This window comes from Puribacter membranae (genome assembly GCF_055380425.1).
In genome coordinates this window covers 2,474,024-2,494,602 of record NZ_AP040167.1, presented here as the reverse complement: position 1 = coordinate 2,494,602, position 20,579 = coordinate 2,474,024, and the positions used below count along the sequence as shown (strand labels likewise).

The window sequence follows — 20,579 nt, the reverse complement described above, 5'->3', positions numbered from 1 at the left end:
GAATTAGTCGGGTTGTTTACAGTTTGTTTGATAAAAGTACATTTGAAGTATCTCATAAGGAGTTGAGTTGTTCAACGACTTATGGGGTTTAACGGTGTTGTAGAAATTGATAAAGCGATTAAGTTCAATGTGTCGGTGCAAAGAGTCTTTAAATTGAATGCGCTCGTGCCACATTTGCATAATAGTACGAATGACGCGCTCTGCCTTTCCATTGGTCTGAGGTCGAGCAATCCGCGTGAAGCGTTGACCGATGTTGTGTTGCGCGCAAGTTTGAACAAACGCGTGATTGGGCGTACCTTTATACTCTTTGCCATTGTCTGAGTAGATGTAGTCTATCTCGTAAGGGCACTGAGCCAGTAGGTGCTCAGTCAGGAATTGCGTAGAACTGAATTGGGTTTTATCAGGCATGATGGCGGCGTACAGTTCGCGTGAGTAGTCGTCTATCGCGACGAACAGATATTCGCGAGGTTGGGTGTTGTTTTGCCCTTTAATCAGCGGCAGGCGTTTGGTGTCAACATGCACCATTTCGCCAGGATAGGATTTGTTGTACCGTTGAGCTTCTCGCTTGAGTCGAGCTTGGATGCTTGCTTCAACTTTAGCCAATCGTTTAAGCCCATATTGGAGCGAACGATAGCGAGCATTGGTGCTGTCACTCGGCGCAAATTGTTGCAAGCGGGCTTTTTTGAGTGCCGAATAGATGGTCGGGCGACTCACTCGGTAGTGTTCTGCCAAGTGCGTCACTTTCCATTGTCGGGTTTGGTATAAACGCCATATTTCCTCTCGGTCTAATGGCGTGAGGCGGGTTCGTTTGTGCATGTTCATTACAGTATTTTCTCCGAAAATACTGTAAACAACGCGTTAATTTTTTACAGCTAAGGTCAATGAGTTTGCCGCCACCTCACAAAGTCATACCATGGTCGATTTTTTCATGGATTTGATTCCCAAAACCGTCTTCAGTCCGTTTGTCGAGGGTAATATTTTGCAAGTGTTGCTGATTGCGATTTTGTTCGGTGTGGTGTTGACCCGTGTGCCCGAAGAGCGCGCCCGCCCACTGATCAGCTTCATCGAAGGCATGTCCGAAGTGTTTTTCGGCATGGTTGGCATCATCACCAAACTCGCACCGATCGGTGCCTTCGGTGCGATGGCTTTCACTATTGGTAAGTTCGGTATCGGCTCACTGACCAATTTACTCGGTTTGATCGCAACGTTCTATTTCACCGCATTTTTGTTTGTCGTCATCGTGTTGGGCCTCATTGCACGCATGACCGGTTTCAGCATTTTCAAATTTCTGCGCTACATCAAGGAAGAATTGCTGCTGGTGCTGGGCACAAGCTCCTCTGAATCCGCCCTGCCACATCTGATGAACAAACTGGAAAAAATGGGCTGCAAAAAATCGGTGGTCGGTTTGGTTGTACCAACGGGTTACTCGTTTAATCTGGATGGCACCAATATTTACATGACCTTGGCGGTATTGTTCATCGCACAGGCTTTGAATATTGATCTGACTCTGTGGCAACAGCTCACGATTTTCGCCGTAGCGATGTTGACTTCAAAAGGCGCGACCGGCGTGACCGGCGCGGGCTTTGTCACCTTGGCCGGTACTTTGATGGTCGTGCCGGACATTCCTGTCGCAGGTATGGCGCTGATTTTGGGGATTGACCGCTTCATGAGCGAAGTACGCGCCTTGACCAATTTCATTGGCAATGGCGTGGCCACCGTCGCCGTATCGAAGTGGGAAAAAGCCTTGGACGAAGAAGCCATGCACAAAGCATTGAAATAAGTCACGCGGCAAAAACAAACGCCAGAGTCTTTGCTCTGGCGTTTTGTTTTTTGAGTTGGTTATTAATATTACTGCGCCGACTGCAATTGCCCCAACTGCGCAATGCCTTTTTGCGCCAACGCCAACAAAGCATTCAACTCCTCGGAGCTAAACGGCACGCCCTCGGCGGTGCCCTGAATCTCGACGAAACCACCCTTGCCCGTCATCACCACATTCATGTCGGTGTCGCAATTGGAATCCTCGTTGTAATCCAAATCGAGCATCGGCACGCCACCGACCACGCCAACCGAAATCGCCGCGACCGAGTCAATAATCGGGCTTTGCGTGATTTTGCCCTGCGCATGTAACCACGCCACCGCATCGGCCAGCGCGACGTATGCGCCAGTAATGCTCGCCGTGCGCGTGCCGCCATCGGCCTGAATCACGTCACAGTCGATTTGAATGGTGCGCTCACCCAATTTGCTCAAATCCACCACCGAACGCAGCGCGCGACCGATGAGGCGCTGAATCTCCTGCGTGCGGCCGGATTGCTTGCCCCGCGCGGCCTCACGGTCACTGCGCGTATGCGTCGAGCGCGGTAGCATGCCGTATTCCGCCGTCACCCAGCCTTCGCCGCTGCCTTTTTTATGCGGCGGTACTTTGTCCAGCACACTGGCGGTGCACAGCACCTTGGTATCGCCAAACTCGATCAAAACCGAGCCTTCCGCGTGCTTGGTATAGCCCCGAGTGATGGTTACAGGGCGCAAACTGTCGGGCGCGCGGTTGTCGTGTCGGTGTATCATTATGTTTTCTCTCTTTGGTTAAAATCACTACGTATGAGTTCGCATTCTACCCAGCCCACCGATAATGTTCAAATTTACAGCATGACCGGCTTTGGCCAAGCGCAGGTTGCGTCGCAACTGTGCCGCCTCTCCATGCAATTGAAAAGCGTCAACAGCCGATTTCTCGATTTGAGCATCAAACTGCCCGAGGAGCTGGCGCCATTCGAAGGACAAATCCGCGAAACGCTCACGCGCGCAGTCAAGCGCGGCAAACTCGAATGCAAAATCAGCTGGCAAACCCTCTTGCCCTCCGATGAAAGCAGCTCGGCGCAGCTCATCAACCACGATGCGCTGCAACAAGCCCTCGCCCTGCAAAGCGCACTGCTGGCGCAGGCGCCGAACGCCGCACCGCTCAGCGTCAACACACTGCTTAATTGGCCGGGTGTCGTACCGAGCAGTGCAGGCGCAGCGGACGTATTGGGCGCAGTCACAGCCGAACAAATTAGCGAGCTGACCCAAGCCGCATTGGCACAGTTTTTAGCCAGCCGTGCGCACGAAGGCTCGCACCTAAAGCAAACCATTGTAGAGCGACTGGATGCGATTCAAACCATCGTCGCCGATTTGCGCATCCAGCTTCCCGAACTGCTCGCGCATCAGGAGCAAAAACTCACCGAACGTTTGCTCAAAGCCTTGGACGCGGGCAAAAACGACGTCGCCATCGCCACCTGCGCCATTCCGCGCGAAGAGCTGCTCGAACGCATCAAGCAAGAAGTCAGCCTGACCGCCATTCGGATTGATGTCGCCGAAGAGCTGGATCGCCTCGACGGCCATCTGCGCAATGCGCGCCAAAACCTATCCGAGGGCGGCAATGTCGGCAAAAAGCTCGATTTTTTGATGCAGGAATTCAACCGCGAGGCCAATACGCTCGGCTCAAAATCCGCCAGCCTGACACAAACCCAAGCATCGCTCGAACTCAAACTCATCATTGAACAAATGCGCGAGCAAGTGCAAAATTTGGAATAATCCGAATAAAAACCCAAACACAGTAGGAATGATATGAACAGCCCTCTTTCCAACGCCCACATCGGCAGTCTGTTTGTCGTCGTCGCTCCGAGCGGCGCAGGCAAATCATCGCTCGTCAACGAGCTGCTCAAAAGTGATGACAACATCCTGTTATCCGTCTCGCACACCACGCGCGCGCCGCGCGTCGGCGAAGTGGACGGTGTGGCCTACCATTTCACCACGGTGGACGATTTTTTGGCCAAACGCGATGCGGGCGGCTTCATCGAATCCGCCGAGGTTCATGGTAATTATTACGGTACTTCGAAGGATTGGATTGTCTCGGCACTGACTTCGGGCAAAGACGTTCTGCTGGAGATTGACTGGCAGGGCGCGCAGCAGGTGCGCACGCATTTTCCCGACATGATCGGCATTTTCATCCTACCGCCGTCGATGGAAGCATTGAACGAGCGCCTGCACAAACGCGGTACGGACACCGAAGAGGTGATCGCCCGACGACTGGCGGCGGCCAAAAATGAAATGGCGCACGCAGGTGAGTGTGAATATGTTATCATTAACCACCTATTTTCCACCGCTTTGGCGCAATTGCAGCAGATTGTTGGCGCGTCACGATTGCGGTTTGCCTCGCAAAAGGCACGTTATCCCGATATTTTTAAAGATTTGATGACGCCGAGTGATGCCAAGCCTTGCGCATAAACACCTTGTGCATTGAGATTAAACCGGTTACCGATGATCTTTGAACTTGATTGAAAGAGTAAAACCATGGCACGTATTACCGTAGAAGATTGCTTGAAAAACATCCCGAATCGCTTTGACATGACGCTGTCTGCGACCTATCGCGCACGTCAATTGGCGCAGGGTCACAGCCCGAAAATCGCCAGCAACGACAAACCGACCGTGACCGCCCTGCGCGAAATCGCCGCAGGTGAAGTGGGCACCGAGATGTTGCTCAAAGTACCGAGCTGATTCAGCTCAGCTCAACAGAAAAAGCCATTGTCACAATGGCTTTTTTTAGCCGTATCACACAAATGACCTGAACCGCACTCAATCCATAGGACGATACCCCGCTTTATGCCCGAACAACATCAACCCGAACGAACCACCGAGCAGGAATTTCATGCGACCAGCAGCACGCATGAGGTTTCCAGCGAGCACAAAAAGCAACACGCCGAGCTGATCAAGACCGGCTTGGACGGTTTGTTCGGCCAATTGAGCAGTTATTTGTCGGAGCAAGAATGCGCTCGTATTCGCGCGGCCTTCGCCGTAGCCGATGCGGCGCATCTGGGGCAATATCGTCAGACTGGTGAACCCTACATCACCCACCCGATTGCCGTGGCAACGCTGTGCGCGACTTGGAAACTCGATTCGCAATCGATCAAAGCCGCGCTGCTACACGACGTTTTGGAAGATAGCGGCATTGACAAAATCACGCTGGCCAATCAATTCGGCGCGCCGGTGGCCAATTTGGTCGATGGTCTGTCCAAACTGGACAAGCTGCATTTTGACAGCAAAGAGGCGCAGCAGGCCGAAAGCTTTCGTAAAATGCTGCTCGCCATGGCCGACGATGTGCGCGTTATCCTCATCAAACTGGCAGATCGACTGCACAACCTCTCGACCATGGAGACGATGCGCGCGGATAAGCGCAAACGCATCGCACAGGAAACCCTCGAAATCTACGCGCCAATCGCGCATCGACTCGGATTGGACGACATTTATCGCCAACTCGAAAATTTATGCTTTGAGCAAATTCACCCGTGGCGCGCGCGCGTACTGCGCGAAGCACTGAAAGATTCGCGCCAAGTCAAACGCGAACTGTTTGGCAAAGTGATTCACCAGATTCGTGAGAGTTTTGCCAGCGCGCAGATTCAGGCCGACATTTTTGGCCGCGAGAAAAACCTCGCCAGTACCTACCATAAGATGAAAAACAAAAAGCTGTCACTGTCCAAAGTCATGGATGTGTACGGCTTTCGCGTACTGGTCAACACGCGCAGCGACTGCTATCTGAGTCTCGGCATTTTGCACGGCCTGTTCAACCCCGTACCGGGGCGGTTCAAAGACTACATCGCCATTCCGAAGAAAAACGGCTACCAGTCCCTGCACACCGTCGTCCTGAACCACGTCGGCAAACCGATGGAATTCCAAATCCGCACGCACGAGATGGAGCGCATCGCCGAGTCCGGTATTGCCACCCACTGGCTGTACAAAGAAACCGACGTCAGCTTCTCCGATGTGCAAAAGCAATCGCACCTAACCCTGCAATCGCTGCTACACATTCAGCAAAAAACCAACGACTCCATCGAGTTTCTCGAACACATCAAAGTCGATTTATCACCGGATGCGGTTTACGTATTCACCCCGAAATCCAAAATTCTCAGCCTGCCGCGCCAAGCGAGCGCGCTCGACTTTGCCTACGCCATTCACACCGATATTGGCAACCGTGCCGTCGGCGCCATTATCAACGGCATCGACAGCCCGATCAGTCAAGAGCTGCATAACGGCGACCGTGTACAAATCATCACCGACGCCGACGCTCACCCTGCACCGATTTGGCTCAAATGGGTTAAAACCAGCAAAGCACGCATGGAGCTGCGCCACTACTTCAAAACCCAACGACTCGCGGAATCCGCGCTGCTGGGCGAACAACTGCTGCGTCAATCCATCGAGCACATCAATCTGCCCTACCCCGACGAGGTCAAAGACGGCTGGGAACGGCTCATCGGCGACGTTGGCAGCAAATCGCAAGAAGAACTCCTGTCCGAAATCGGCCTCGGCATCCGCTATGCCAACATTACCGCGCAACGCTGGCTGTTTCTCAACCAAACGCGCGACGCCAGCGCATCGCAAAAAGCCATACTCGAAGCCTCCGAAGAAGCCCTCGTTAAAAGTGACACCGAGCGTTTGGTCATTCGCGGCGACGAATCCAATACCGTCACCCTATCCAAATGCTGCCGTCCGATTCGCGGTGACAGCATCATCGGCTACCTCCAGAAAAAACAAGGGCTCATCGTACATACCAGCGAGTGTCCGATTGCACGCGCACAACGCAACATCGACAACCTGCGCTGGATTGACCTCGAATGGGATACGCAGACCGATTTAGACATCAACTTCCCCGTTGCGCTATCCGTCATCGCCGTCAATGAAAAAGGCCTGCTGGCCAAAGTCGCCAGCCGCATCGCCGATGCAGGCGCTAATATCGCCGACGTCTCACTCGAAACCCATAGCGGCGACGCCGACATCCGCATCATCATCGATGTCACCGACCGATCGCACCTCGCACAGGTATTCAAAGCCGTGCGCACCCTGCGCCAAGTGAAAAAAATCAGCCGCCGGTTCAGCAAAGCCAGCAAAAACTAAATGAATCACCCAGTCCACGCCTCGAATCCCGAGGCACTCGAACAACGCATCAACGACGCCTTGCCGCAAACCCAATGCACCCAATGCGGCTACAACGGCTGCGCGCCCTACGCACACGCCATCGCATTCGAGCACGCCCCGATCAACCAATGCCCACCTGGCGGCGCAACCGGTATCGCCGAATTAGCCCGAATCACCCGCCAGCCCGTTATTGCACTCAACCCAGCCAATGGCATTGAACAACCCCTACGCGTTGCCTATATCGTCGAAGACGAATGCATCGGCTGCACCAAATGCATCCAAGCCTGCCCCGTTGACGCCATCGTCGGCGCAGCCAAACTCATGCACACCGTCATCGCCGATCGATGCACCGGCTGCGAGCTGTGCGTACCGCCATGCCCCGTAGACTGCATCCAAATGCCAGTGGCCGCCAATCCAGACTGGACACGTGAGCGAGCGCATGCCGCACGTGAACAATACCAATTCCGTGAACAACGCCTCAAACGCGAAAAAACCGAGCGCGAACAACGCCGCCACCAAAAACTCGAACACAAACACGCCGACTTCACCGCCGAGCATCCACCTGCGCAGTTTGAAAGCGATGACATCGAACGCAAACGCGCCAGCATCGAAGCCGCACTAGCACGAGCGCGCGCACGGCGGGGAACAAGCAACTCATCGTAATACTTATGGTGCACAAAGACAGTAGGGGCGGGTTAAAAACCCGCCCCTACATCTTTTTACGATTCTCTTGATCGGGCTTGATTCGCACTACTCTTGTTTCAAATACGCCAAAACCCCTTCATACTCCCTCAACCGCGCATAATCCTCCACCGTTGGATGACCAATCCGCGCAAGGTTCATATTGTCAGCGACATCAGCGAGCTTGACTTGTAACGCCAGCGGATTGGCTTTAGCACGCACGGCAGCGTCCATGCGTTTTTCCCCCGGACGTTTGGTCAGCGCCTCAACAGCGGCAATGATGTCGGCATCGAAGCCCGCTTGGGCCAAATCATCGTAGGTGATCGGCGTGTCTTCGACCACGTCGTGCAGGATGGCGACGATGCGCGCGCGTTCATCGGTTTGCGCCAAAGCGACGCGCATCGGGTGGCAGATATAGGGCGCGCCTGCGAGGTCGTATTGACCTTTATGCGCGCGTGCGGCGAGTGCGAGTGCGTCTTCAAATGATGGCATGTTTTTCTCAGAATTCATTATTTTTGGGTATAAAAAACGCCTGCGTCGCACGCAAGCGTTTTGGGCGTACGTTGTGAAATCAGCTTTTGCGTTGCTTTTTCAGCGACTCGCCTTTGGACCAACGCCACAGCCACATGATATAGCCCGACAGCGCGTAGGCAACGAACAAGCCAAACAATGCAAACGGTGGCCATGCGATGATACAGAGCATGATACCAACGAACATCAGCAGCTTGACGAACGGCACGGAGTGCTGCAAATCCATAGCTTTTCCGCTCGAATAGCGGATATTGGTAATCATAGACAGACCCGCAAACAGAGTGACGACGATGGCAATGTAGGGAATGATCTCCGCCGGAATGGAAAGATCTTTTTCCTCAACCAGCCAAACCATCCCCGCCGTGAGTGCCGCCGCCGATGGGCTGGGCAGCCCTTGGAAATAACGCTTGTCGATGACGTCGGTGTTGATATTGAACCGCGCCAAGCGCAATGCCGCGCACACGGTGTAAATAAAGGCAACGATCAGCCCCAAACGCCCCGTTCCCAACCCGTGCAACTGCCATTCATATACGACCAAGGCAGGGGCGACGCCAAATGAAACCATATCGGCCAAACTGTCGTACTGCTCGCCAAATGCACTTTGGGTTTTGGTCAATCGCGCCACGCGTCCGTCCATACCATCGAGCACCATGGCGCAGAAAATCGAAACCGCTGCCACATTGAACTCGTGGTTCATGGCCTTGACGATGGCGAAAAAGCCTGCGAACAGAGCCGCCGTGGTGAAGGCATTCGGCAGCAGGTAAATCGCACGGTGACGAGCGGGGATATGCCCCGCCTCGCGGCCAAATTCGTCAATCACCTTGATATCAGAATGTTGCTCAGTCATTGTGTTCCTCGGTCGGAGCGGCTGTGACCGGTGTCGGTACAGCCGAATGATCGGCCAATGTGGCCAAAATCGTGGTGGTAGCGGATACTTTGTCACCGATGCTCACACGCGGCATGGCATCCACCGGCAGGTACACGTCCACGCGCGAACCAAAACGGATAAAGCCGTAGCGCTCACCACGCGCCGCCTGATGTCCGACGCCGACATAGCACAAAATACGACGGGCGATCAATCCGGCCACTTGCACGGCAGTCACGACCTGACCGTCTGCGGTGTGCAGCACCAGCGCATTGCGCTCGTTTTGCTCGGAGGCTTTGGACAGATCGGCGTTGAAAAACTGGCCGGGGAAATACTGCGCCTTGACCACCGTACCATCGACCGGCATGCGGTTGGAGTGAACGTTAAACACGTTCATGAATACGCTGATTTTCAAAGCTTCGCGTTCGGCGTAGACATCGTACACCTTGTCCACCACGATCACGCGCCCGTCTGCAGGAGACAGCACGGCATTCGGTGTGCTCGGGATATCACGCGCCGGATCGCGGAAAAATTGAATCACAAACGCGGCGATGATGTAGAACGGCCACGCCCAGCCAAAGCCACCCAAAAAGTGAATGAACAAGGCCAGAACAACCGCGATACCGATGAATACCCAACCTTCTTTGGCGAAAATCGGATGCGGATAATTAGATGCTGACATAAAAACTCTCTTACGTAAAATCGTGAATGAAACCAGACGCCGCAGATGTTTCGCCTTGAACCTATTGTTCCAATACGCAATGCGCGGGCAAAACGACGTCCATCAACCATCATTTTACTTGATTTTGCCCTGTACTCCTAAAAAAGTGCGGTTATGGGGTGCGCGACGCTCAAGCGACTCCATCGAGTCAGTTGATGGAATGCCAGCGAATGCGCAGAATAGTGCAAAAATACACCGCAACGGTGCTAAAATGCTGAGTTAAATTTTCTTATGTTCAGGATTATTTCGATTAAATTTTTTCTATATCCAACCGTGCGGACGTATTTTTTAGTCCGTTTTTTACATTCCTAATCAATTTATCATGAATCAAACACCACAAAATTCGACTCAACGCAGCGGTTTTTCTTCCGGTTTCGGCGTTTTGGCCGCGACTTTAGGCTCGGCAGTCGGTCTGGGCAATATTTGGATGTTCCCCTATCAGACCGGCGCGAGCGGCGGCGCGGGGTTTCTGTTGATTTATTTACTCGCCACCTTGCTGGTCGGCCTGCCGCTGATGATCACCGAAATCAGCCTCGGGCGCACCACACGCACCGATCCGGTGAATGTCTACCGCACGATTGCGCCGAAAGGCCACTGGTGGCTGATCGGTTTCGCAGGCATGGTCGCCGCCCTGCTGATTATGTCGTTTTATTCGGTGGTGGTCGGCTGGGTGTTCACCTATGTTGGCAAAGGTTTGACCGGCTCGCTGCTGTCCGATGACAAAAACTATTTGGCTGAGTCGTTTGGCGGCATGGTGGGTAATCCAACGGGATCGTTGCTGATGCAATGGCTGGTTCTGCTGGTGGTCGGCGGGATTTTGCTGATGGGTGTGACCAAAGGCATTGAAGCCGTGACCAAAAAACTGATGCCTTTGCTGTTCATTCTGTTGATCATCGTGGCGCTGACCAGTTTGAGTTTACCCAACGCGATGGCGGGTGTGAAGTTTTTGTTTCTGCCCGATTGGAGCAAAATCAATGCCACGGTGATTTTTACCGCATTGGGATTGGCATTTTTCAAACTCTCGCTCGGTATCGGCTCGATGATGATTTATGGCAGCTATTTCCGCTCGGAACAAAATATCCCGAAAACCGCTTTGACCGTGATGCTGGCGGATTTGACCGTGTCATTGCTGGCGGGCTTGGCGATTTTCCCAGCAGTGTTCGCCTTTGGCTTTAATCCGGCTGGCGGCCCGAGCTTGCTGTTCAAAACCATTCCGGCGGTATTCGTCCACATGCCACTCGGTCAAATCCTCGGCGCGGTGTTTTTCGTGTTGACCGCGATGGCGGCTATCGGTGCGATGCTCTCAATCGTCGAGGTCCCTGTGGCCGTGTTGCACGAGCGCTTAAATTGGACACGCAAACGCGCCATTGTCATCGTCATGGCTATTTTATTGGTACTGGGTGGTCTGTGCGCGTTATCCAACAGCACACTGGCGAACGTGACCGTGTTTGATAAAAACATTTTTGATGCCTTTGACTTTTTGGCCAGTAAATTGATGATGCCGCTGTGTGGTCTGGCGACCTGTATTTTTGTCGCCCTGAACTGGCGCAAAGCCGATTTCATCCGCGCCATCAGCAATAACGGCACTCTCAAGAATCAAGCTTTACTCGCAAAACTGTATTTCGTCGTGACCAAAGTGTCACCGGTACTGATCGCGGTGATTTTGATTTATGGTTTGTTGCCTCAAAAATAGCATCTAATCTAAGTAATTGATTTTAAAAAAGAGATGGTTAATGAACCATCTCTTTTTTTGGTACCGCTTACATAAGCAATCTGTCTAAAACGTGCTATTTACTTCCTCATTTCATCGCTATACTGAATTGACCAGAAGTGATCCTGGCGTATTCAATAATGAACGAAAGGAGACTTAAAATGGCGAATATGATGAAAGCTGCCGTATTCTTGGGCAAAGGTCGGATTGAAATTGTCGAGAAAAAAATCCCTGATGTCGGCCCGAACGATGCCTTGGTGCGCATCACCACCACAACCATTTGCGGTACGGACGTGCATATTTTAAAAGGAGAATATCCAGTCAAGGAAGGCTTGACCATCGGTCATGAACCGGTCGGTATCATCGAAAAACTGGGGAGCAATGTCAAAGGCTATCACGAAGGCCAACGTGTGATCGCCGGTGCGATTTGCCCGAGCTTCACTTCCTACGCCTGTCAAGACGGCTATCCGTCACAAGACGGCTCGTATCTGCTGGATGAGGATGGCAAATGCTCCTGCCACGGTTACAAAGCCACGGCAGGCTGGCGTTTTGGCAACATCATCGACGGTACTCAAGCCGAATATGTGCTCGTGCCGGATGCGCAGGCCAACCTCGCCCCCATTCCTGACGGTTTGACCGACGAACAAGTGCTCATGTGCCCGGACATCATGTCCACTGGCTTTAAGGGTGCAGAAAACGCCAATATTCAAATCGGCGATATCGTCGTGATTTTTGCCCAAGGACCGATTGGTCTGTGCGCCACCGCAGGCGCGAAACTCAAGGGCGCCAGCCTCATCATCACTGTGGATGGCAATGATCAGCGTCTGGCGATTTCCAAAAAAATGGGGGCCGACGTCACGCTCAACTTCCGCAATGTTGATGTCGTTGATGAAGTCATGAAAATCACCAACGGGCGTGGTGCGGATGCAAGCATCGAGGCATTGGGCACGCAACTAACCTTCGAGCAAGCGCTGCGTGTACTCAAACCGGGCGGGACACTTTCCAGCCTCGGCGTGTATTCGGAGGATTTAACCATTCCGATCAGTGCATTTGCTTCGGGTCTGGGTGATCACAAGATCAACACTGCACTGTGTCCGGGCGGTAAAGAACGAATGCGTCGTCTGCTGAGCGTGGTCGAGTCCGGTCGGGTTGATTTGGGCGCATTGGTCACGCACGAATATAAACTGGACAACATCGTTGAGGCCTATGAGCTTTTTGCCAATCAACGCGATGGCGTACTCAAAATTGCGATTAAGCCTTAATTGAGTCCGTATTAAAAGAATCAAGGGTGCTGTTCAGCACCCTTTTTATGTCTCATTCCAACGGCTCCCACGTCAACCAATCCTCGCCAAACAATTCCAACGGATGCAGGGGCGCTCCTCGCCGTGACCGCAGGCCAAATCATTTTCCCATACTTGCTTTTAATTCTTGAACACAACGCTCTATATTTTTTAATGAAGAATCAATTACGATTCTTTCCGTGACCCATTCTTCATAACCACGACTCATGACCTCCAGCCATGAGGGGTGATTGAGAAACCATCAATATCAGTCGTACATCAATCAACCAATCAACCATAGAGCCAACAACGGAACCAGATTAAACAATAAAACACCAATTTTATACACCGCCATCGCCGCGTAATGAATCGCATCAAACTGCGCTTGACTCAAACGAAACCAGCGACGGTGCACTCCCAATAACCAATCATGCCGCCAGCGAAATACGCCAAACCATAGCAATAGAATGGCGTAATTGAACAATAGATTCGAGAGCAGAAATTCTCTTACCCAAGCGATCGTCATACCATCCCCCTTTAGGCGGTCATGGCGGACATAGCGGACATCATCAACGCAGGCGAATGATGTCCGTATCCGTATGGCTCAATCAAACATCGCGGATCGTATCTCGCTTATTTCGCACGCACCGCGATGTAAAAATTCACCTGCATTTGCTCGCGCCCCTGTACCAGTTCCGGCTCAGCAACATCCGCTGTTTTTTCACGCATCATGGGCGCTGCCGCTGCGGCATACATACGTCCGCCATAGCCACCGCACGGATTATTCGGCATGATATTCATGTGTGCGATACGCCATGCGCCAACCGGCTGTCCAAAGGCTTTGGCCACGGTTGCAATGCGTGCTTTAACATCGGCAAAGGCTTCATCATTGAGCTTTTGCTCAGCCGCACGGCGACCTTCGGGACTCAAATAGGAACTCATGCTGCCGACATTGACGCCCATCGCCTGTAATTTCGAGGCCAGCTCAGCCATGTCGTTCAAATCTTTACCGGTCAGGGAAAAAGACTGTTGCACCAGCCATTTATTGGTCACCTGTCCATCTTTGTCGCGCTCTTGTGAGGTGTTGTAGCTTTGATTCTCAACCGTCACGCTGCGATATTGTTTAATCAATTGCATGGCTTGCGACATGGTACGATTCACGGTGTCCGCCGCCTGCACTTTGTCACGATTTTGCACCGAAAAATCCACGTGCATCATCGCGGCATCATGCGCGACCATTTTCTCCGCACTGGCGCACATTTCTACCAAAGAGCCGTTTTGATTAATCGCCACGGTTTCGGCCTGCGCCACCGCGCAGGTCAATGACAAGCCGCTCAAACCGACCGCTGCCAACCATTTTGCTTTATTCATTTGAATCATCCTTTTGCATAAAAATAGGGATGCAATCCGCTGACTGCACCCCCATTCTAATGCGCTCATTGTATTGGCGTTGACGTATTTTTGCGCCAACGCTCAATAAGTCCGAGATTTAGTTTTTGCTTTGATCAACCAATTTGTTTTTACCAATCCACGGCATCATCGCGCGCAGTTTGCCACCGACTTGCTCGATTTGGTGCTGCTCGGTCAAATGACGGCGTGACACCATGGTTGGTGCACCGGCTTTGTATTCGAGGATGAAGCTTTTCGCGTATTCGCCGGTTTGGATGTTTTTCAACGCTTGGCGCATGGCTTTGCGCGACTCTTCGTTGATCACTTGCGGACCGGTCACGTATTCGCCGTACTCAGCGTTGTTGGAGATCGAGTAGTTCATGTTGGCAATACCGCCTTCGTAGATCAGATCCACGATCAGTTTCAATTCGTGCAAGCATTCGAAATAGGCCATTTCCGGTGCATAACCCGCTTCAACCAAGGTTTCAAAGCCCATTTTCACCAGCTCAACCGCGCCACCGCACAATACGGCTTGCTCACCGAACAAGTCGGTTTCGGTTTCTTCGCGGAAGGTGGTTTCGATGATGCCCGCGCGACCGCCGCCATTGGCAGAGGCGTAGGACAAAGCGATGTCACGCGCTGCGCCGGATTTGTCTTGCTCAACCGCGATCAAGTGCGGCACGCCGCCGCCTTGGCTGTACGTACCGCGCACGGTGTGACCCGGTGCTTTTGGCGCAACCATGATGACGTCCAAATCGGCGCGTGGCACGACTTGGTTGTAAATGATGTTAAAACCGTGGGCGAAGGCCAATGCCGCGCCTTGCTTGATGTTCGGAGCCACTTCCGTGTTGTACACGCTGGCGATTTGCTCATCTGGCAAGAGCATCATGACGATGTCCGCGCCTTTAACCGCTTCGGCCACTTCTTTCACCGGCAGACCGGCGTTTTCCGCTTTTGCCCAAGATGCGCCGCCTTTGCGCAGACCCACGGTCACTTTCACGCCGCTTTCGGTCAGGTTCAATGCGTGTGCGTGGCCTTGTGAGCCGTAACCGATGATAGTTACTTGTTTGCCTTTAACCAATGATAAATCACAATCTTTATCGTAAAAAACTTTCATTTTGTTCCCTTTTGTAAAAATAAATACAAATCAATAATTGTTTGATTTTTCTGAAACCAATTAATTTAAATAAACAACGTACAGTACACTTTATCCCCATCAAAACCTTTACCCAACAATTTGACCGGCCTAAACGTCGCGCCTCCATCTGCTGAAACCATGACAATTAAGTCCTGATCATCAAAGGTTTTAAGTTCTTGTACAAGCTGGGTAACTGATTTTTCGTCAGCACCCCAATTGGATTTCTTAATGCCTCGTTCCATTACCTTAAACCCGCAACCCGCGCTCGCCACGACCAATACCCGATGGGCCGGTGCGCACGGTTTCGAGGATCAAACCACGATCAATCGCTTGTAAAAACGAGTCGTTTTTCGCCAAATTACCCGTGACCTCTATTGTAAAGGCTTTATCGGTTACGTCAAGGATGCGACCACGGAAGATGTCCGCCAGACGCTTCAATTCCTCGCGGTCTTTACCGACCGCGCGTACTTTGACCATGAGCAATTCACGTTCGACAAACGGGCCGTCGGTCAAATCTTGTACCTTGTACACCTCAATCAGACGATTCAGGTGTTTGGTGATTTGTTCCAACACCTCATCCGAGCCGGACGAAGTGATAGTCATGCGCGACAAGGTGGGGTCTTCGGTTGGTGCGACGATCAGACTTTCAATATTGTAACCGCGAGAGGCGAACAATCCGACCACGCGGGACAATGCGCCCGCTTCGTTTTCGAGCAATACAGAAATAACGTGTCTCATATTATTCTCCTCGCTTCAAAATCGGTGCGGCTGATTGCAAGACTTCTGGGGTTGGACGCAAAAGCATCTCAGACAGACCTTTACCCGCCTGAACCATAGGGAAGACGTTTTCCGCAGGATCTACTTGGAAGTCAATGAATACCAAACGATCTTTCATCGCCAAGGCTTCTTTCAACGCTCCTTCGACATCGGCATCACGCTCGATACGCATACCGACGTGGCCATAGGCTTCCGCGAGCTTCACAAAATCGGGCAAGCCCTTAAAGTAGGTTTGCGAGTAGCGCTCGTCATACTGCAATTCCTGCCATTGACGCACCATACCCAAGTAGCCGTTATTCAAGCTAAAAATCTTGATCGGTAGCTCATATTCTTTACAGGTGGACAGCTCTTGGATACACATCTGCACAGAACCTTCGCCCGTGATGCAACACACATCCGCATCAGGATGAAGCTTTTTCACGCCCATCGCATACGGAATACCCACACCCATCGTACCCAAACCACCCGAATTAATCCAACGACGCGGTTTGTCAAACGGATAGTATTGCGCGGCAAACATCTGATGTTGCCCCACATCCGAGGTAATGAATGCATCACCATTGGTCAAGCGGTGCAAAGTTTCGATGACTTTTTGCGGTTTGACTAATTGGCTCCCGCGATCGTAATTCAAGCTGTTGACCGCACGCCAATCATTGATCTGCGCCCACCATTTTTCAATTTTCGCCGGATTGGCTTGAAAATTCATTTCGCGCAACTGCGCCAACATATCGGTCAACACGTCTTTCACATCGCCGACAATCGGCACGTCTGCGCGCACACGCTTGGAAATGGATGACGGATCAACGTCAATATGAATGATTTTGCGCGCCACTTGGCCAAAATGTTTCGGGTTGCCCACCACGCGATCATCAAAGCGCGCACCCACCGCCAAAATCACATCGGCGTGCTGCATCGCCATATTCGCTTCGTAGCAGCCGTGCATGCCGGGCATACCGATATAGTTCGGTGAAGACGCGCGATAGCCGCCCAGTCCCATCAGTGTGTTCACACACGGCATACCGACGGTATCGACCAATTGATTCAACTCGGGCGCCGCATTGGCCAAAATCACACCGCCGCCGGTATAAATCACCGGACGTTCCGCATGAATCAGCAAATTCAAGGCCTTGCGAATCTGACCGGAATGACCTTTGACCACCGGATTGTACGAGCGCATATGCACTGTTTCAGGATAGCCGTCAAACTTGCATTTATTGTTTGAAATGTCTTTTGGAATATCGATCAAAACCGGCCCCGGACGACCGGTTTTAGCGATATGAAACGCCTTTTTCACCGTCGTCGCCAGCTGGCGCACGTCTTTGACCAAAAAATTGTGTTTGACAATCGGGCGCGTCACGCCGACGGCGTCGCATTCTTGAAACGCATCTTCGCCGATCAAGGCCGTGGGCACTTGCCCCGAAATGACGACCAAAGGAATCGAATCGTAATACGCCGTGGCAATCCCAGTAACCGCATTGGTCAAGCCAGGACCGCTGGTCACCAAGCACACGCCGACTTCATTGCTCGAACGCGAATACGCATCCGCAGCATGAACCGCTGCCTGCTCATGGCGCACCAAAATGTGTTCAATACTCGATTGTTGATACAGTGCATCGTAGATATACAAGACCGAACCACCCGGATAACCAAAGATGTGTTTCACACCTTCTGCTTGTAAACAACGAACTAATATTTCTGAACCTGTGAGTTCATGTGACATGATAGAGTCCCTTCAAGGTCAAACCTAAATCCTTTGCTCCACAATTTAATGCCAGCATTTGCTTTGTTGCCGGATCAATCGCATGCTTTCGTCCTATATCACGTCCGCACGTCGTCTTTCCGCCACCCCAACAAATCTGCCACATCAAACCAAAAGCAAGGTGCTTTGAAATTGATTGGCTGCGAACGAAGCGATTGTGTCGCCCGCCCACAAACAAGAATGAGTAGCCAAACCCTTGGATAAAGCAATTCGCACACTCATGAACCTGCGACAATACTGAATTTGGCTCTTTTGGTCAAGTATTTATATCAAACCGCCCTGAAAAACCACCCATCCTCGACACAAAAACCACATATTTGCATACTTGGTTAGGTCTGTTAAAGCTATTCAAGCCTTTTCGCGGGACGATCAAAGCGTTCACGCCCCAAACGATACGCCTCTACCTCAAAACGATTGTCCCAATAATAATGCCGCCCACGCAGCCATTGCCACACGCTTTCCAGCCCATACGCCAGCGGAAACAAAAAGCCCCAGAGCATGTACTGACGCACATGCGCGAACTCGTGCGCGCCAATCGCCCGCATTTTCCACGCCTGTCGAAACAGCACCACATGCCCGAGCGTCACGCCATCCACTGTCCCCAGAGGCATGCGTCGCAACAGTCCGTCCAACGCCCCGCCCCAGACCGCCAGCGCCGTGGTCTCGCCGTAGCGCACGCGCGCCCAGCGCACGCCGCCGCCCAGCCATTTTGGACGTAACAGCAATACCAACACAAAAGCCAGCAAACTCACAGGCAATGCCCACAACACGCCCAGCCAGCCAAAAATACGACGTCCCATTTTGTCAAACCATCCCAATTCAAACCCGCACCCGCAAAAGGATGTGCGATAATTCGTTCAACCTTATTATCCCCATTTCATCCTACATCATTATTTTAACGGCACACCTATGTTCGCACGCATCACCGGCATCCTGATCGACAAAAAACCACCGACCGTGGTCATTGACACCCCATCGGGTTTAGCCTACGAAATCGACGTACCGATGAGCACATTGTACACGCTCCCCGAACTCGGGCAAAAAGTCAGCTTATTCCTACATTTGGCAATCCGCGAGGACGCGCATGTGCTGTATGGTTTTGCCTCCGCCGCCGAACGCGCCAGTTTTCGCCAACTCATCAAAATCACCGGCATCGGCGCGCGCACCGCGCTGGGCATACTCTCCGGCCTGTCATCGGACGATTTGCAACAAGCGATTGCGCAGCAAGACGTCTCGCGTCTGACCAGCATTCCCGGCATTGGCAAAAAAACCGCCGAACGACTGGTGTTGGAACTGAAAGACAAAGTTGCCAACCTCTCGTTTGACCACAAACCGAGCGAAAAAGCAGTGGACACCTCGGCGCGCGTGGACGTCTACGCCGCGCTGATGGCGCTGGGCTACGCGGAAAAAGAGATCAACCACGTGCTGAAACACTTCCCGAACGATTTGGACGTCAACAACGGCATCCGCTGGGCGCTACAACAATTTTCTAAGTAATCTGGACACCATAATCTGGACAAAACCGCACCATGAGCCAAATCATCACCGACGACTTTTCCGCCCACTTACCGAATCAAACCGCGCAAGAGCGCCTGATCGAAGCCGAGCCGCTGAACCCGCACGAGGAGCAATCCGAGCGCGCCCTGCGCCCGAAACTCTTGGACGAATACGTTGGGCAAATCAAAATTCGTGAACAGCTTGATATTTTTATCGGCGCGGCACGCACACGCCAAGAAGCGCTCGACCACACCCTGCTGTTTGGCCCGCCGGGTTTGGGTAAAACCACGCTCGCACACATCATCGCGCGCGAAATGGGTGTCAATCTCAAACAAACCTCCGGCCCCGTGCTGGAGCGCGCGGGCGATTTGGCTGCATTATTGACCAACTTGGAGACCAACGACGTCCTGTTCATCGACGAAATCCATCGCCTCTCACCCGTGGTGGAGGAAATCCTCTATCCGGCGCTGGAAGACTATCAAATCGACATCATGATTGGCGAAGGCCCCGCTGCACGCTCGGTCAAACTGGACCTCAAGCCATTCACTCTAATCGGCGCGACCACCCGGGCGGGGATGCTGACCAATCCGCTGCGCGACCGATTCGGCATTGTCGGGCGGCTCGAATTCTACACCATCCCCGAGTTGACCCACATCGTCACGCGTTCCGCCGGACTGCTTGGCTGCCAGATTGAAACCGAAGGCGCCATCGAAATCGCCCGTCGCTCACGCGGCACGCCGCGCGTGGCCAATCGCCTGCTGCGCCGCGTGCGCGATTACGCGCAAGTGAAAAGCAACGGCGTGATTACACAAAAAGTCGCCGATGCCGCCCTGAAAATGCTTGATGTGGACTCGGCGGGACTCGACGTGATGGACAAAAAACTGCTCGAAGCGATTTTGTACCGTTTCAACGGCGGTCCCGTCGGCCTGGACAACCTCGCTGCCTCGATCGGCGAGGCCAAAGACACCATCGAAGACATCATCGAGCCGTATTTGATCCAACAAGGCTATCTGCAACGCACCCCGCGCGGACGCATCGCCAGCGCCATGACCTATCAGCATTTTGGCTTGACGCCTCCGGCAAGCGAAGGCAGTTTGCTGTGACGACTGTGACCAAACCGCCAAAAAGCCAAATAAATAGGGCTAAATGACACCGTGTACTGAATGATTCGCGTATCATAGCAAAGGACTGATACGAGACATCTGCGTTGTTTAAGTCGCGTTTCTGTGTGGCGTCGTTATCTGCATTGCCACCACACCAACCCACTCATTCTGGCCGAAGGAAAGACATT

The 20,579-nt window shown here is 52.6% G+C and carries 21 protein-coding genes and 1 pseudogene; 10 read left to right on the top strand and 12 right to left on the bottom strand.

The features are described from left to right. Positions 1-3: 3 nt before the first annotated feature. Positions 4-822 (bottom strand): DDE-type integrase/transposase/recombinase, encoded by an 819-nt coding sequence (locus ACZ41M_RS12165; RefSeq protein WP_464730919.1) that lies wholly within the window; start codon positions 820-822, stop codon positions 4-6. Between the two features lie 52 nt (positions 823-874). Between ACZ41M_RS12165 and ACZ41M_RS12160 the strand changes: the two are divergent. Beyond that, positions 875-1,780 (top strand): annotated as a pseudogene (locus tag ACZ41M_RS12160) (cation:dicarboxylate symporter family transporter); the annotation flags it as partial. 68 nt (positions 1,781-1,848) lie between these two features. Here the strand turns inward: ACZ41M_RS12160 and rph are convergent. Next, complete coding sequence (gene rph / locus ACZ41M_RS12155; protein WP_464730920.1) at positions 1,849-2,562, bottom strand: ribonuclease PH; 714 nt, start codon at positions 2,560-2,562, stop codon at positions 1,849-1,851. Positions 2,563-2,595: 33 nt separating this feature from the next. Between rph and ACZ41M_RS12150 the strand changes: the two genes are divergently transcribed. The 5 genes from ACZ41M_RS12150 to rsxB all read left to right on the top strand — a co-directional run bounded on the left by ACZ41M_RS12150 (position 2,596) and on the right by rsxB (position 7,602). Next, on the top strand, positions 2,596-3,564 hold the full coding sequence (locus ACZ41M_RS12150) for a YicC/YloC family endoribonuclease (protein WP_464730921.1): 969 nt from the start codon (positions 2,596-2,598) through the stop codon (positions 3,562-3,564). A 33-nt stretch (positions 3,565-3,597) separates the two neighbouring features. Continuing rightward, a complete protein-coding gene (gene gmk / locus ACZ41M_RS12145; RefSeq protein ID WP_464730922.1) occupies positions 3,598-4,257 on the top strand; it encodes a guanylate kinase in 660 nt (219 codons plus the stop codon). Positions 4,258-4,323: 66 nt separating this feature from the next. Beyond that, positions 4,324-4,527: a DNA-directed RNA polymerase subunit omega gene (gene rpoZ / locus ACZ41M_RS12140; protein WP_464730923.1), complete on the top strand. Its 204-nt coding sequence runs from the start codon at positions 4,324-4,326 to the stop codon at positions 4,525-4,527. Between the two features lie 105 nt (positions 4,528-4,632). Further along, a complete protein-coding gene (locus ACZ41M_RS12135) occupies positions 4,633-6,918 on the top strand; it encodes a RelA/SpoT family protein (RefSeq protein WP_464730924.1) in 2,286 nt (761 codons plus the stop codon). Then, positions 6,919-7,602 (top strand): electron transport complex subunit RsxB, encoded by a 684-nt coding sequence (gene rsxB / locus ACZ41M_RS12130; protein ID WP_464730925.1) that lies wholly within the window; start codon positions 6,919-6,921, stop codon positions 7,600-7,602. It begins immediately after the preceding gene. Between the two features lie 87 nt (positions 7,603-7,689). On the opposite strand, the gene ACZ41M_RS12125 is transcribed toward rsxB, so the two are convergent. The 3 genes from ACZ41M_RS12125 to ACZ41M_RS12115 all read right to left on the bottom strand — a co-directional run bounded on the left by ACZ41M_RS12125 (position 7,690) and on the right by ACZ41M_RS12115 (position 9,698). Next, on the bottom strand, positions 7,690-8,112 hold the full coding sequence (locus tag ACZ41M_RS12125) for an HD domain-containing protein (protein ID WP_464730926.1): 423 nt from the start codon (positions 8,110-8,112) through the stop codon (positions 7,690-7,692). Positions 8,113-8,191: 79 nt separating this feature from the next. Beyond that, positions 8,192-8,998, bottom strand: coding sequence for a CDP-diacylglycerol--serine O-phosphatidyltransferase (pssA, locus tag ACZ41M_RS12120; RefSeq protein ID WP_464730927.1), 807 nt, complete (start codon positions 8,996-8,998; stop codon positions 8,192-8,194). Further along, positions 8,991-9,698 (bottom strand): phosphatidylserine decarboxylase, encoded by a 708-nt coding sequence (locus ACZ41M_RS12115; protein WP_464730928.1) that lies wholly within the window; start codon positions 9,696-9,698, stop codon positions 8,991-8,993. The genes pssA and ACZ41M_RS12115 overlap by 8 nt, the downstream gene beginning before the upstream one ends. Before the next feature lie 361 nt (positions 9,699-10,059). On the opposite strand from ACZ41M_RS12115, the gene ACZ41M_RS12110 reads away from it, so the two are divergent. Then, positions 10,060-11,430 carry a sodium-dependent transporter gene (locus ACZ41M_RS12110; protein ID WP_464730929.1) on the top strand — a complete coding sequence of 457 codons (1,371 nt, stop codon included), beginning with the start codon at positions 10,060-10,062 and terminating at the stop codon, positions 11,428-11,430. A 179-nt stretch (positions 11,431-11,609) separates the two neighbouring features. Further along, positions 11,610-12,710 carry an NAD(P)-dependent alcohol dehydrogenase gene (locus ACZ41M_RS12105; RefSeq protein ID WP_464730930.1) on the top strand — a complete coding sequence of 367 codons (1,101 nt, stop codon included), beginning with the start codon at positions 11,610-11,612 and terminating at the stop codon, positions 12,708-12,710. A 301-nt stretch (positions 12,711-13,011) separates the two neighbouring features. Here ACZ41M_RS12105 and ACZ41M_RS12100 read toward each other — a convergent pair whose 3' ends face one another. From ACZ41M_RS12100 to ACZ41M_RS12070, 7 genes are all read right to left on the bottom strand, one after another. Then, entirely contained in the window at positions 13,012-13,254 is a 243-nt protein-coding gene (locus ACZ41M_RS12100) for a DUF6868 family protein (RefSeq protein ID WP_464730931.1), read from the bottom strand. 107 nt (positions 13,255-13,361) lie between these two features. Then, positions 13,362-14,099 carry an SIMPL domain-containing protein gene (locus tag ACZ41M_RS12095; protein ID WP_464730932.1) on the bottom strand — a complete coding sequence of 246 codons (738 nt, stop codon included), beginning with the start codon at positions 14,097-14,099 and terminating at the stop codon, positions 13,362-13,364. A gap of 118 nt (positions 14,100-14,217) precedes the next feature. Next, a complete protein-coding gene (gene ilvC, locus ACZ41M_RS12090) occupies positions 14,218-15,234 on the bottom strand; it encodes a ketol-acid reductoisomerase (protein WP_464730933.1) in 1,017 nt (338 codons plus the stop codon). Between the two features lie 65 nt (positions 15,235-15,299). Next, a complete protein-coding gene (locus ACZ41M_RS12085; RefSeq protein ID WP_464730934.1) occupies positions 15,300-15,497 on the bottom strand; it encodes a hypothetical protein in 198 nt (65 codons plus the stop codon). A gap of 4 nt (positions 15,498-15,501) precedes the next feature. After that, positions 15,502-15,993, bottom strand: a complete 492-nt coding sequence (gene ilvN, locus ACZ41M_RS12080; RefSeq protein ID WP_464730935.1) for an acetolactate synthase small subunit — start codon at positions 15,991-15,993, stop codon at positions 15,502-15,504. Between the two features lies 1 nt (position 15,994). Beyond that, positions 15,995-17,752 (bottom strand): acetolactate synthase 3 catalytic subunit, encoded by a 1,758-nt coding sequence (locus ACZ41M_RS12075; protein WP_464730936.1) that lies wholly within the window; start codon positions 17,750-17,752, stop codon positions 15,995-15,997. Positions 17,753-18,135: 383 nt separating this feature from the next. Then, a complete protein-coding gene (locus tag ACZ41M_RS12070; protein WP_464730937.1) occupies positions 18,136-18,591 on the bottom strand; it encodes a signal peptide prediction in 456 nt (151 codons plus the stop codon). Positions 18,592-18,700: 109 nt separating this feature from the next. Here ACZ41M_RS12070 and ruvA point away from each other — a divergent pair, with 109 nt between their 5' ends. Together ruvA and ruvB are read left to right on the top strand one after the other, a co-directional pair. Beyond that, on the top strand, positions 18,701-19,288 hold the full coding sequence (ruvA, locus tag ACZ41M_RS12065) for a Holliday junction branch migration protein RuvA (RefSeq protein WP_464730938.1): 588 nt from the start codon (positions 18,701-18,703) through the stop codon (positions 19,286-19,288). Positions 19,289-19,320: 32 nt separating this feature from the next. Continuing rightward, the gene (gene ruvB, locus ACZ41M_RS12060; RefSeq protein ID WP_464730939.1) at positions 19,321-20,391 is read left to right on the top strand and encodes a Holliday junction branch migration DNA helicase RuvB; all 1,071 of its coding nucleotides are present in this window, start codon (positions 19,321-19,323) and stop codon (positions 20,389-20,391) included. Positions 20,392-20,579: the final 188 nt, after the last annotated feature.